The 13584-nt window shown below is 60.3% G+C and carries 10 protein-coding genes; 8 read left to right on the forward strand and 2 right to left on the reverse strand.

The window, feature by feature from the left end; all coding sequences use genetic code 11:
- The first annotated feature begins 1048 nt into the window (after window positions 1-1048).
- Window positions 1049-1336, forward strand: a complete 288-nt coding sequence (locus FJ867_RS28485; protein WP_140819239.1) for a DUF768 domain-containing protein — start codon at window positions 1049-1051, stop codon at window positions 1334-1336.
- A gap of 319 nt (window positions 1337-1655) precedes the next feature.
- Here the strand turns inward: FJ867_RS28485 and FJ867_RS28490 are convergent, their stop codons facing one another.
- The gene (locus FJ867_RS28490) at window positions 1656-2213 is read right to left on the reverse strand and encodes a DUF1003 domain-containing protein (protein ID WP_140819241.1); all 558 of its coding nucleotides are present in this window, start codon (window positions 2211-2213) and stop codon (window positions 1656-1658) included.
- Between the two features lie 638 nt (window positions 2214-2851).
- Between FJ867_RS28490 and FJ867_RS28495 the strand changes: the two genes are divergently transcribed.
- From FJ867_RS28495 to FJ867_RS28520, 6 genes are all read left to right on the forward strand, one after another.
- Window positions 2852-4504, forward strand: a complete 1653-nt coding sequence (locus tag FJ867_RS28495; protein WP_181168467.1) for a ShlB/FhaC/HecB family hemolysin secretion/activation protein — start codon at window positions 2852-2854, stop codon at window positions 4502-4504.
- Between the two features lie 66 nt (window positions 4505-4570).
- Complete coding sequence (gene dacB, locus FJ867_RS28500; RefSeq protein ID WP_140819245.1) at window positions 4571-6172, forward strand: D-alanyl-D-alanine carboxypeptidase/D-alanyl-D-alanine-endopeptidase; 1602 nt, start codon at window positions 4571-4573, stop codon at window positions 6170-6172.
- Window positions 6173-6331: 159 nt separating this feature from the next.
- Window positions 6332-7945: a D-alanyl-D-alanine carboxypeptidase gene (locus FJ867_RS28505; protein ID WP_140819246.1), complete on the forward strand. Its 1614-nt coding sequence runs from the start codon at window positions 6332-6334 to the stop codon at window positions 7943-7945.
- A gap of 58 nt (window positions 7946-8003) precedes the next feature.
- Window positions 8004-9572 carry a serine hydrolase gene (locus FJ867_RS28510; RefSeq protein ID WP_210242321.1) on the forward strand — a complete coding sequence of 523 codons (1569 nt, stop codon included), beginning with the start codon at window positions 8004-8006 and terminating at the stop codon, window positions 9570-9572.
- A 231-nt stretch (window positions 9573-9803) separates the two neighbouring features.
- The gene (locus FJ867_RS28515; protein ID WP_140819249.1) at window positions 9804-10745 is read left to right on the forward strand and encodes a hypothetical protein; all 942 of its coding nucleotides are present in this window, start codon (window positions 9804-9806) and stop codon (window positions 10743-10745) included.
- Window positions 10746-11017: 272 nt separating this feature from the next.
- Window positions 11018-11452, forward strand: a complete 435-nt coding sequence (locus FJ867_RS28520) for a GNAT family N-acetyltransferase (protein WP_140819251.1) — start codon at window positions 11018-11020, stop codon at window positions 11450-11452.
- A gap of 120 nt (window positions 11453-11572) precedes the next feature.
- On the opposite strand, the gene FJ867_RS28525 is transcribed toward FJ867_RS28520, so the two are convergent.
- Window positions 11573-12526 carry a hypothetical protein gene (locus tag FJ867_RS28525; RefSeq protein ID WP_246675122.1) on the reverse strand — a complete coding sequence of 318 codons (954 nt, stop codon included), beginning with the start codon at window positions 12524-12526 and terminating at the stop codon, window positions 11573-11575.
- Window positions 12527-12795: 269 nt separating this feature from the next.
- Here FJ867_RS28525 and FJ867_RS28875 point away from each other — a divergent pair, with 269 nt between their 5' ends.
- The gene (locus tag FJ867_RS28875) at window positions 12796-13575 is read left to right on the forward strand and encodes a hypothetical protein (RefSeq protein WP_181168469.1); all 780 of its coding nucleotides are present in this window, start codon (window positions 12796-12798) and stop codon (window positions 13573-13575) included.
- Window positions 13576-13584: the final 9 nt, after the last annotated feature.

Consider the following 13584-nt stretch of genomic DNA (forward strand, 5'->3'; position numbering starts at 1 on the left):
CAAGAATGGGAGCAACCCCGCAATAACACCGAGCGGATTGCTCAACACGCGCCCTGCAACTTCATCGGTCGATGCATGAGTGCCCACCTTGTCATACACGCAGCGCCAGCGGCGCCGGGAACACGGAACTGTTCTCGCTAGTCACTGATTTCTTTCACGCCCAGTTCGGGCTGATCGGTGTGTGGGTCATTCCATGCCGGCCAAGCCGCCGGCACTTGGCCCATCTCACCGTCGCCGAAAACCTACGCTAACCCACGCTGCATGGACTTGCCGCAGACGTCGGCGAAGGAGAATTTGCGAGGAGCTCGACTGGCGCGATGAGCGGGTCCGTTCGCTTTCGGGCCGCCAGCGGAGCAGCGGCGAGATCTCCCGGGCGTTGATGCACCGGTCGCGCCTCCCGATCCTCGACGACCCGACCACGGGGCTAGACGCCCGCCGGGCGCTCCACCTGGACATGCGCGATCGTTGCAAGGCGAGGTATCGCCGTGCTCTGGCGACGCCTTTCATCGAAGAGCGCGCGCGCGGGAACAATGCCGTGGGTCGGCGGTGCAGACCGCGTCGCCGCCGACTCGGGTGGCCAGCACGGAGGACCCATTCGCCCCTCTACAGTAATCTGCCAGAGCGTCATAAGCGTCATGTCATGCTCAAGGAGCGAGCTGGACGGCCGCCGCTCGATCCGCCGGATGCGCGCGTCACTGAAATGAGTATCACTCGTGAAGAAGACTGTCGGAGTGCTTTTCTGCATGCGGCATTCCCAACCGGACTGCCTGCGAAAGAGCCGAAGCGCGAGCACAATGCGGGCAGCATCGGTCCATCGCCGCCATCGGCGTCGAACTCCATCCAGGCTGTGCAGACCGATCTAGCGTAGGGGATCCAACCAACCAAGACAGATGAGTTGCTGACAGGCGACGGTGAAGGGGAAGGCGGCTCGCTTCGTTTGCGGCAATGGCATGCTGGGGACTTCGGTCGATGCCGGTGGAGTTCGCAATTCCTGGCAGGGCCATGGAACAACCACTCTCTGCGGCAGTTGTCCGGCTCAGGAGGCGAGATGAGTGCGACCATAGAGTTCTTTCGAAGCTGGCTGCAGGAGAATGTCGGCAATGTGCCTGCGGACGCACCAGTCAGCGTCGCAGGGCTCGTGCAGCAGTTCGAACAGGATGCGAATGCTGCCGGATATGGGCGCGAGGTTCGCGAACAAGAGATCGACAACATAGAAGACGCCATCCAGCAAGCCCTCGACAAGGCGAATGCGACCAGCGAGTTGCAGGCGCCGCGTCAGGAAGATGACTCGCTTGCTCCCGTCATCGACGCTCTTGGGGCGGCAGAACCCGAATAGTCCGCTTCTGCCGGTAGTGACTGCGGTGAGAGTGGCCGCTGATCATGGTGTGCTGTGGAATATTGTGTCGTCGACGAGACACGCTGTCCTCGGCGGAGACACGCTGTCCTCGGCGGCCCATCATGGCCAGGGGTTCATGGTCGGAGAGAGAACTATGTAAGGGGATCGTCTGAGAAGATCTTACCGGGCTTGCTCCTTCACGACGGCTATCGCCTGCGGGTTTTTAAGTCAACCAGAGCGCGTTCACAGCACGACGAGCGCTCATGGATAAGTGTCGCTATCGGTGGGACATTGGCGACGCCCTCTCCCCCAGAGTTGCCTACTCCTCTGCCTCCACGATCTTGTCGAGAACAGCTTCAGGCGCGACGTCGCGCTTCAGTTCGTTCAATTCATCATCCGCTTCCGTGCGAATATTCAAGCGCCTGGCAATCTCCTCGACCATCTTGATAAGCTTGGTCGTCTCATGTTCGTTCAGCAGGCTCACCTGAAGATCGAGGTCTGCTCTGGCATCGTCCTCAGCGGCCATCCGGTTCTGGTTGATGAGCACGAACGTGGACAAGAAAATCGCCTCCACGGATGCAATCATTGCAAGGATGACCAAGGATGGGTCCCAAGGCTGAACAAAGCCAACGGGCTTAATGTTGAGGAGGATCCAGCCGCCGAAGAAAACAAGATGAATATAGACGAAGATCATGCTGCCTGCGAACTTGCTGATTGCTGCCGCAGCGCGTTGCTCCGCAGTGGCTGCTTTCGCATCGCGCTTTCGTCGTTGAACAATTGCTTCGATGTTGCGGGCCAAGGCCGGAGCGAGACCGTCCGCGGCTGGTCTGGTTGGGGTGGCGTGTCCTATGTCATTGCCTGAGGCGTTCGGGCTCACAGTTCTCTCCGTGTCTGCACCTGACCCACCTAACTGGCCGGTTGGCGTTTCGATCCATGCAGTCTCAGGAGCGTTGACCTAATCTCATTACGATGGCTCACCCAGTGAGAGAGACCTGTCAGAAGACGTTGTGATAGCGAGATGGTCACCGGCACGGATGGGCCTGGCGACGCTGATCGTGCCTTCCATACGATTGCGATGCCGAGTCCGGGGCTCGCACAAGCGACGGCATCCGCGGCAGAGCGGGTCCGCGTGCGAGAGTTGGGGCCGCACACCTCGCCCGCGCTCCCCGTGAAGAGAGCTGGCGCACCGATATCGCAAACAGCCTACGGCGTAAAAAAAATCCGCGCGTTTATCCTAAGCGTGAATGTTATGCCAGCTACTATGTCCACGAGGTGGCCAGATGCGCCGGCATCGCACGCAGCTCTGATCAGTTTTCCGCGCCGTCGCTACTCCTTTGTTCTTATTGCTCACTGCGGAACCGCTCCGAATTTTCCAGGATCATTTTTCCTGGAAAAGGCAAAGAATTCTATGCACGCGTCACCATTTATCTGAGACAACTTCTTTTTCTGAGACAATTGCTCTCGGTTTAGAATGTCTGCGGCTTGAGAATTTCGTGGGCAGTTTTGGAGCAAAGAGTGGTTCACCACGACCGGCTTTGTCTGGCGACCAGACTGGTGCTGATCGCCTCAAGCTTTCTGGCGGTGCTGGTCGCTCGCGCTCAGGCGCAGGACGCGGACCGCGTCATCAGAGATCAGACAACTGTCATTGAGCGGTTCGAGCCGCCGCCTCGGCGGCCTCCAAGTATCACCGTTACGCATGCCGCGCCGGTCGCCGGCCTATCCCCCGAGCAGCTCAAAACCATCCGCTTCCGGCTCCGCAAAATCGATCTCGAAGGAGCGGTCACGCTCGATCCGGCGATCTTCTCTACGCTTTGGGGGAAACTGATTGGTCGAGAGGTTTCACTGCTCGATATGAAGGAGATCATCGACGGAATCGAACGCATCTACCGTGAACACGATTACTATGCGGCGGCTCTGGTCCCGCAGCAGGATTTCAGCAGCGGCCGGATCCGCATCATCGTCTACGAATCCTATCTCCGCGACGTTGTCGTGGAATCGGATCAGCCAGGTCTCGAGGAACGGCTGAAGCCATATATTGCCCGCATGGTGGCGGAACGACCGGTCCGTGTCTCTCACCTTGAGCGCTACGCCTTGCTCGTCGCCGATATCCCCGGCTTCACGGTGGAGGCCAAGCTTTCCAAGGTCGAGGACGATCCGGCTGCGGGGAGGCTTGTTTTGAAGGTCGACTTCAAGAGGAGCGGGCTCGATGCCCGCCTCGACAATCTGGGCACGCCATCAACCGGGCCGCTGCAGCTTTCCGGTATCGCGCGCGTCAACGATGCTCTCGGATTGTTCGAGGGCACCGAGGCGCTCGCGGTGACCAATCCCGCCGACCCGGACGAGCTCGTGTTTCTCCGGTTCGGGCAGGCATTTCCGCTCGGGCCGTCCGGGTTCGTCGCCGGGTATGAGTTCGGCCAAGTCTGGTCGAATCCACTGGACGACGACGACATTCACGTCGGGAGCACGTTCGGAAAGGCTTTTTTGAACTACGCGATTGTGCGCGCGATCGAGCACAATCTCTTCGCCAAATTCGCGATCAATACCAAGGATGTGGCAGTCGACGTCAACGGCGATCCGGCGGCGCGCAATAGCAATCGATGGCTGACGGCGGCAGCCACGTTTGACACGACCATAGGCGGTGTCGCCGTGGTCGCCGAGGCCGGCCTGGGCCAGGGTTTAAGCGGTCTCGGCTCGAACACCGAGAACGCTGATTTCACCTACATGTTCGGTGAAGGCACGCTCTCACGCGATATTACCGATACCCTCTCGGCGCAACTGCAGTTCACCGGCCAGTACGCCTTCACCGAGCTCCCTTCCGCGGTCCGCTTCGACCTGGGAGGCGACCCCTATAGCCGAGCCTTCGACAGTTCCTCGATCACCGGCGACGATGGCATCGCGGCCGCGTTAGAGCTTCGGAAAGGGATCGATGCAGTCATGCCGTGGCTGGCCAATCCCAGCCTGTTCGGATTCGTTGACTATGGAGCGGTGTGGAACCCGCCGGGCAGGGATTATGAGTTCGATTCGCTCGGTTCCGTCGGTATCGGCATCCGCGCCGGGATCGGAACCCGCCTCAACGTCCTGGCCTACGTCGCTACGCCCTATAAGGACGAAGCCCAGCTCGGTGTCGAGGGCGCCCTGTTCCGCGTCGCGGCTGGGGTGCGGTTCTAGCCATGCGGCCTCTACGCTCAAGTCTCGCCCAGCGCGTGGATCCACGCTCATGAAAAGGAATTGCCCATGATCACGATCCGTTCGATGTCCGTGACCAGCCTCGTGGCGCTAGTAAACCTGGGTGTCTTGTGGGGCACGGGCGTGCGCGCCGACACCCTTCCCCGGGTCGAGGGCGATACGCCGGCAAGCGTTTCTGCTGTCATAGCAGAGATCCAATCGAAAGCCGCATACGCACATACAAGCTGGGGCATGCGCGTGGTCGATCTCGACACGGGGACTGTGCTTGTCGATCAGGCGGCCGACCGGTCGCTCACTCCCGGATCGATCATGAAGGTCTACAGCACGGCCACTGCGCTCGACCTGTATGGGGCGGACTACCGGTTCCATACCCGGGTCTACAAAGCTGGGCCGGTGTCGGAAGGCAGGCTTGACGGCAATCTGATCCTGGTCGCCTCTGGAGATTTCAGCTTCGGCCTGCGAGAGCAGCCTGACGGCACTCTCGGCTACAACAATTTTCCAGAGATCGACCACAACTATGCCGACACCGGCTTTGCTGGGGGCGCCTTGGTCAAGGAGAGCGACCCGCTAGCCGCCCTGGACAATCTGGCGAAGAGGGTTCATGCCTCCGGCATCGCGGAGGTCAAGGGCGACGTCATCATCGATGCGCGGCTTTTCGAAACCCATCGCGACCCCACGGACGGGATCATTTCCCCGATCTGGCTCAACGAAAACGTCATCGACATCATGACGACGGCGGCCAGCGCGGGGCAGCCGGCCAGGATTGATTGGCGACCCAAGACCGCGTCCGTCAAGGTGATAGGCGCCGTAATGACCGTCGCAGAGAATCCAAAGCCCATCACGATCGAGTCGCCTGCCCCTGGAGAGATACGGGTCAGCGGCGAAATCGCCGCCGGAGTTGCGCCCACCTTGAGCATCTGGCATGTGCCGGACCCTGCCGCCTTCGCTCGAACAGCGTTCATCGAAGCTTTGCAGCGCGCCGGAGTGAAGGTAGACGCGAACGCGCTTGGGCCAAATCCAGATGACGAACTGCCGGACGCGGCGGCCTATTCCCCTGACAATAAAGTGGCCGAGCACGTCTCGCCTCCGCTCTCGGAATTCGTCAAGGTCGTTCTCAAGGTCAGCTACAATCGCGGCGCCCATTTGATGCTGTGCCTTGCAGCCGTGAAAGGCGGAAGCCGAGACTGCGTGGCTGGAATCGGCAAGGAGCTCGAACTGCTCGACCGCCTGGGTGTGTCGCGGCAAAGCACTTACGTCTTCGACGGCGCCGGCTCCGATGATCACGCCAAGACAGCGCCCGTGGACCAGACAACGGTGCTCACGCGAATTGTCAAGGAGCCGTGGGGATCGGCCATCCGGGACGGAATGGCCATCCTGGGTGTGGATGGAACACAAGCTGCGAACGGTCTTGGAACCCCGGCGGTCGGGCATATTCACATCAAGGATGGCACACGGGTGATCTCCGCGCCCGGAGATTATCAGGGCATCATCATCGCCAAGACCCAAGTCGGCTATATCGAGGCGAAAAGCGGCCGCGAGCTCGCTTTTGCGATCTTCCTCAACAGCGCTCCTTTTGGCTCGGTCGAGGATTTCATCTCCGCAGATCACGACATTGCTGCGATTGCCGCCGCGATTCAGCAGGCCTACTAGGCGCGACGCTTGTGAGGCAGGCATGGTAACGCCCCACAGCACTCCCAGCTTTTATATGTTCAGTAGCAGCGCCTTTATGCGCGTTCTCTTCGGATTGGCATTCTCATTGGTACGTCGGTACGTCGTGGCGATCGAGCCGCGGCCGCATTGGAGGAAGAGATGGAACGAACGATGTTCAAGAGAACGCGAAGCGGCTTGATGGTTGCCTTGGGCGTCGTGGCGCCACTTTGGGGTACCGGAATCGGCGCGGCCGCAGCCGAACTCGACCTTCCGCCCGCTATCCGCTCGATTATGGACGCGCCACGCTATTCCGGGGCGATCTGGGGCCTCCGGGCAGTCGATCTCTCCTCGGGAGCCACGACGGCGGCCTACGGCCCGGACTCGCTTTTCTTCACCGGTTCGGTGCGAAAGCTGTTCTCGGTCGGTCTCGCGCTGAACGCGCTCGGCATAGATCACCGCTTCGAGACGAAGGTCTATCGTCTCGGCGAGGTAGGGGCAGACGGCACGCTTCAGGGAAATCTCGTCTTGCTCGCAAGCGGGGATCTGACCCTTGGCGGACGAACTGCGGCCGGCGGCAAGATCGCCTTCACCAACTTCGATCACACCGAGGCCAATTCGCTCGGCAGCGCGACCCTCACGGAGGCCGATCCGCTGTCCGGGCTGAATTCCATTGCAAGGCAGGTCGCCAAATCCGGAATCAAGGCCGTCACGGGCGATGTCGTCATCGATGATCGCCTTTTCGATCATTTCCGCGTGCCAAACGGGAATGTTCTGATCACACCGATGATCGTGAACGACAACCTCATAGACGTGACCATCCTGCCGGCTGAAGCTGGACAACCGGCCGCGGTGGACTGGCGACCTAAAACAGCGGCCTTCACCGTCAGTTCGCAGGTGAAAACCGTCGCCGCCAGCGAACCGATGGAAATCTCCCTCGAGATCTCGCCAGCCGACCCCAAGGTCGGGATCGTCAAGGGCCAGATCCCTGCCGGCTACAGGCCGAGCCTGCCCGGCGTCGCAACATTGGTCCAGACGTTCCCGATCGTCGAGCCGTCTTCCTTTGCGCGCACAGCTTTAATCGAGGCGCTGGGCAGGGCGGGAGTCTCAGTTACGGCATCGGCGACAGGCCCGAACCCGGTCGCGAAGCTTCCTTCGAAAAGCGCCTACTTACAGTCAGCGGAAGTCGCTCGACTCGTTTCACCGCCATACGCGGAATACGCGAAGCTGATCCTCAAGGTCAGCCACAATCTCGGAGCCAATCTGAGCCTTGCGCTATTTGGACTGACGCAAGGAGCAAGAACCATTGAGACGGACCTCGCAGCCGAGCGGAATACGCTGATAGGTGAGTACGGACTTTCTCCCGACGGCTTCGATTTTCCGACAAACGGCAGCGGCAGCCCCGATAGCCGTGCGACACCCGGCGCCGTTACGGGCCTCCTTGCGGCAATGCGGAAGACGAAAGCGTCGGAAGTTTATTTCGACGCTCTTCCCGTTCTCGGGGTCGATGGTTCGCTAGCCACAGTCGGGATCGATCCGCCAAATCCCGTCATTGCGCCAGGCGTGGGAAACGTGTTTGCGAAAACCGGGACAACAGTCGCGGACGGCACGCTCAAAGCCCAGGTCTTTGCGGGATACATCAAATCGAAGGCGGGAAAATTGCTGGCCTATGTCACTTATGTGAACAACGTCGCGCCAATCGGGAGCATTGCGGACGTCATCAAGGTATTCGCGGACGAGGGAGCGATATCTGCGATTTTGTACGAACTCAACTGATGACCGCGAGATTTCCCATTGGGTGCCGTGGGGCACGTTCCAACCGCCGGAGCAGATGATGAAACATTCGAAATTGGCCTCTTGGGCGGGAGTCGCGATAGTTGCCTGCCTCCTGCCGAAACTGGCCTTCGCCGAGCCCGTCACAACTGACCCCGTGACGACTGACCGTGTCACCGAGGTTCTCCCAAAACTCGATGCCATTATCCGCGATGGCATGTCGCGAACCGGCGTGCCCGGCTTGGCGATCGCCATCGTTCACGACGATGCGGTAGTGTTTCTCCGCGGCTACGGCGTTCGCGAGGTGGACAAGCCTGAGCCCGTCGACCCCGACACTGTGTTTCAGCTCGCCTCGATGTCGAAGCCGATTGCGTCCACGGTGGTCGCCACTCTCGTCGGCGAAGGTCTCGTGGCTTGGGACGATCCGATCGTAAAGCACGATCCCGGATTCGAACTGAAGGACCCTTGGGTCACGCGCGAGGTCACGCTTCGTGACATGTTCTCTCACCGAAGCGGTCTTCCCGGACATATTGGCGACCTGCTCGAGGACCTGGGATACAGCCGCGAAGATATCCTGTTCCGGCTACGTCACGTCAAGCCGGCCGGTCCCTTCCGCGCGAGCTACGCCTATACCAATTTCGGCTTGACGGAAGCGGCGCTCGCCGCAGCCAAGGCTGCCGGGAAGCCTTGGGAAGTATTGTCGGAAGAGCGGCTGTACCGACCCGCGGGCATGACCCGGACGAGCTCGCGACATTCTGATTTCCTCGCCGCCGAAAATCGCGCTGTGAATTCCGTCCGCACTGACGGCAAATGGCTTCCCGGCCCGCCACGCGATCCTGACGCCCAGTCTCCGGCTGGCGGTGTCAGCTCCACGGCACGCGACCTCGCGCAGTGGCTGAGGCTCCAGCTTGGCGGCGGCAAGCTCGATGGCAAGGAGATCGTCACCTCGGCTGCTCTCGCCGAGACCCACCAACCAATGATCGCACGGGAATCCGCGCCGGGTCCGTCCGGCGCTTTTCCCCCTTCTTACGGACTCGGCTGGAACGTCGATCTCGATCCGCAAGGTCGTATCCATCTCAGCCACTCGGGAGCGTTCAATCTTGGTGTCGGCACGAATGTGCATCTCGTTCCGTCAGAACGGCTCGGCATAGCCGTGGTGACGAACGGCTATCCGGTCGGCCTCGCGGAGGCCACGAGCAAGAGCTTTCTCGATCTGGTATTTGCCGGAAAGGTTGAACGAGACTGGATCGACGCCTACGGCCAGCTCATGGCTGATGCCATGAAGCCCGACTATGGCGGCGCCATCGACGCCGCGCGCGCTCGCTCGCAGCCTTCGCCGGCCTTGCCTGCCGCAAGCTATGTCGGCACTTACGGCAACGACTTTTATGGCGGACTGACGGTTACACAGAAGAGCGGCAGCTTGGTCATGAGTCTCGGGCCCCGCACGGAGTCCTTTCCACTTCAGCACATCACCCGCGATACGTTCACATACCAGCCGATAGGCGAAAACGCCTTTGGACCGAGCGCCGTTACGTTTACCGTCGAGGCCGACCGGACGACAGCCGTCACGATCGAGAATTTGAACCTCCATGGCCAGGGGATTTTTCTTCGAGACCCACGCAAGCCTTGACCCAGAGAGAGAGAGAGAGAGAGAGAGAGAGCTTGGGGGTGTCGGAGATGACCGACATAGCGAGCCAGCCGCCTTGAGGTTTCCGATGCGGACACGATGCCGCTGGAGCCACATCGTGCGGCATCCGAGAACCTTCACGCTGGCGGATGTTGGCGTCCCAGAGATTTAGGTGTTCCCCGATGTTATTAGGTTGGGTCTAATGTCTAACGCCTCGGCAACCCGGTAAACGACATGGATTTCAGGACGTTCTCAGGCTACGGATACCTCCTCATCGGCGGCCTTATCCTCGTCGGCGCCGGGCTCCTGACCATTTCGCTCATCGTCAATCTTGGGGTGGCGCATAGTGTGCGGCAGGAAGCACGCCATCGTGAAAAGCTGTTGGAGTATTATCGCAACACCTTTTCGCAGCTGGGGGTGATCCTGATCGGAATTGGAGTATCTCTGTTCATCTTCTTTTTTCAGCAGAACTACCAGGACCAGCGCAAACGCGAAGCCGAACTCCAGCAGGTCATGGCCAAACTGGCGGCACGCATTGCTCGTGGCGCTGCCGTTGTCGAATCCCTAGGTGAATTCGATACGCTGCTCGATGAGGGTGGGCCCTACATCGATCCGAAACTCGGTGGAAAGAACAATGCCATCAGCGCGCACGGAGCGGAGCTCGCCAAGCAGGTCGCCGAGATTCTTTTGGTCGAGCGCGATGTTGACGTTCAGGCGTTCGAGATCCTGAACCTATCGCGTGACTTCGAATCGTCGTTCGTCGTCAACGAACTCGATCCGACGCTGTGGTTCAATATCGTCAGCGATGAGAGCGAGATCAAATATGCCACCGCCCAGCTCCCGCTGGACTACACGGATTTGCACGATGCGATCGGCGGTGAGCCAGTTGATGCTGCGATCGCTAATCCTGAGAAGGAGCGGAAGATCAAGCAGGAGGTGCTGGATATCTTTTATGATGCCGACCTGTTGCGCCTGCGCAGCAGGAGACTTCTCGGCCGTGCGTGCTGGCTTTTCAGCAACGGGCGGGGCTTCGTCAAACTTAGACCGGTCGATGAGATCGAAGCGGACGCCAGGTCGCACCAGGAGTGGATCGATCGGTCGAAACATTTCCTGATGCAATTGAAGTCGGCAAGCGGGGATTGCTTCAAATTGCTCCGCTACAGCCAAACGTCTTGAATCGAGACTGATCTTGCTGCCCTCGTGTGGCTAATCTCCGTCCGCCGCCGCGTGCCGGGATTATTCCGTCGCGAAGCTCTATGCCTTGTCTCCTCTCATGCTCATGTTGTTGCCTCACCCACGGAACCGGTGCGGTTTCCAGGGCCTCTTTTCCTGGAAAGGGCAAAGAATTCCATACTCGTTCCCCAGTATTTCTGAGAGAAATTCTTCCGCTCTTGGAATGTCTGCCGCGGTAGGGGTTCATCGATGCATATATCGTTATAGGATAAAACATGCGCCCACCCGTTATTGTGTCCGAAAGACCCGAAGATGCAGACTATAAAACGATCTTGAGGGCCTTGGTCAGCTATAATGATGCGACGAGCGAACCTTCTGGCTATGAGCCAGTCGGCATCCTCCTTCGTGATCATGATAGCGATGAGACGATCGGCGGCTTGTGGAGAAAAGTGTCTTACGATTGGTTGTTTGTCGAACTGTTGTTTGTTCCGGAATTCCTGAGGCGGCAAAAGCTCGGGACGCAACTCATGAATGCTGCTGGACAGCTCGCTCGGGAGCGGAAGTGTGTGGGGGTGTGGCTGGAAACCTATGGATTCCAGGCGCCAGCTTTCTATAAGACCTTGGATTACGAGGTGTTCGGGCAACTTCCAGATCACGCTCGGGGCTCAGGTCGGTTCTTCTTGCGCAAGATGCTGGCAGCGTCGGTTTAGTGACCAGCAGTGCATCTCGGCTATGGTAGGGGGCGGATGTGGTCCGGTGGGCTCGCGGCGGGACAACGGCATTCTGGTCCAGCCGGAAAATCGACCCCGCGTAAAGGCGCATGAGAGCAGCTACGCCTCTCCGAAACGCTGCTGCGCCATTGCGCCAGCAAGCCAGATCGGATCGAACAGGTCGACCAACGCCCTGTGGCAAGGCGATTGAACTTGGTCGAGGCCAGCTTCATGGCCGCCCGTCAGAAACGCGCCGACGCCATCATCGACCGCGGCTGGATCTGGAATCCGCAGCCCCAGCGAGGCCAAGTCGCCGGCAATCGACGTTTGGGACGGCAGGTATGCAACCGCAGAGCGCAGCCGCATGCTCGGCGCTGGAAGCCGGATCATCACAATTCGGGTCACCGATGGCTGCGCGTCGGGGCCGATGATCGTGGCGCCGCACATCAGGCCCGCAAGGACGCTAGCCGGTGGTGTCGGCAAGGAAAGACAGAAGAACATGCGGCCATCACCGCTGGGTTCGACCAGGTCGAGGTGCATGGCCCGCCCCGCCATCACGAGCGGGCCTTCAAGTTGAAACCGGCTCGTCGGCAGCCGCTCCGAATACTGTGCGAGAACGCCCTGCGGGCCATTCGATTGGATTGACAGTTCTGCCCTGATGAACTGGGCGCGGAAATAGGGCGACCAGGCGTGGGAGTAGCAGGCGTAGGTGCCGGCGAGCGACCGGCTTGCATCCTGGCGTTGCCCGGCGAGCGACCGCCGCGACGGTTCGCTTATGCGCTCCAGTGTATCGCGCTCGCAATTATGTCGAGTACAAATGGCCTGGATGAACTCGTCGAGCTCGCAGTCGGCGATCCAGGCTCCCGGACGCCCAACATCCACGACCTTCGCCCAGTCCTCATAGAGCCGAAGCTCGCGCGGGTGGGCACGCCCCTGCATCCATTTGTGCGCGCGCTCGACATCGAACGACGTCGCCGGGTTGACACGACGGAACGCCGCCGCGAGGTCCTTGCGTGTCACGGCGCCGAGGAATGCCATCGTCACCCGCAATTTCTGACCAATATCCTGCGCCACGCGTTCTCCTTTGCTGTTGTTCTCCCGCCCGCGGATTCGCCCCGAATTTCCAGGGTCAGTTTTCCTGGAAAAGGCAAAGAATTCTATAACGCCGTTCCTGCTTATCTGAGAGGATCTCTTTTCGATTTAGAGCGTCTGCGGTGAAACCTTCGCCACCCGGCATGCAGGCGGCAGAAATGCTGTTGATTTGCTGCCCCAATCGGCAGTCATGGGTGCATAGAATCTAATTTAAGATTTCCTAATTCGGAGAGGTTCAAGGGGCCAGGCAGGTGGGTAGAAAAGTCGATGTCATCAGGCGGTCGCGCCTTACGGCCGGCCGGCTCAGGCAAATTTGTCCGCCGACGCGAATCTCCTGCCTGGCGCGGGCCATAGCACTCCTTGCAGGCCTGCTATCGACGGCACTTCCAGCAAACGCCAGGAACTTCAATGTCGGCAACGAGACGCAGCTCCAGACCGCGCTCAATCCGAGTGGTGGCGCCCAGGACGGCGACACCATCACCTTCACCGCGAACATCGTCTTGAGCACCAACCTGCTTGAGGTGAAGCGCGACGTGACCATCAACGGCGCCAACCATACGCTCTCCGGCAACAAGCAGCATCGCGGTCTGTTCGTCCAGTCGGGCAAGGTCGCGATCAATGATCTCGTCATCGAAAATGCCAAGGCACAGGGCGGCAACGGCGGCAACGGCGTGAGCCCCAACACGGGTGATGCCGGCGGCGGCGGTGGCGGCGCCGGACTTGGCGGGGCCCTGTTCGTCGCCAGCGGCGCCCGTGTGACAGTGAGCAACGTCACCTTGCTGCACAACCTGGCGCAAGGTGGCGTCGGCGGTGCCGGCGTTTCGGCTGACGGCAAGTTTGCGGGCGCCGGCGGCGGCGGCGGCGGTATGTTCGGAAACGGCGGCATATACGACGGCACCAGGGCCAAAGGCGGCCCCGGCGGTGGCGGCATTGGAGGTGGACCGGGACCCGAGAACGGCGGACCTGGTGTCTTTGGCGGCGGCGGTGGCGGCGGCGGCGTCCGTGGAGGAGACGGCGGATTCTGTCTCTGATACACCTCT

The sequence above is a fragment of the Mesorhizobium sp. B2-5-3 genome (assembly GCF_006441005.1).
Classification (GTDB): Bacteria; Pseudomonadota; Alphaproteobacteria; order Rhizobiales; family Rhizobiaceae; genus Mesorhizobium.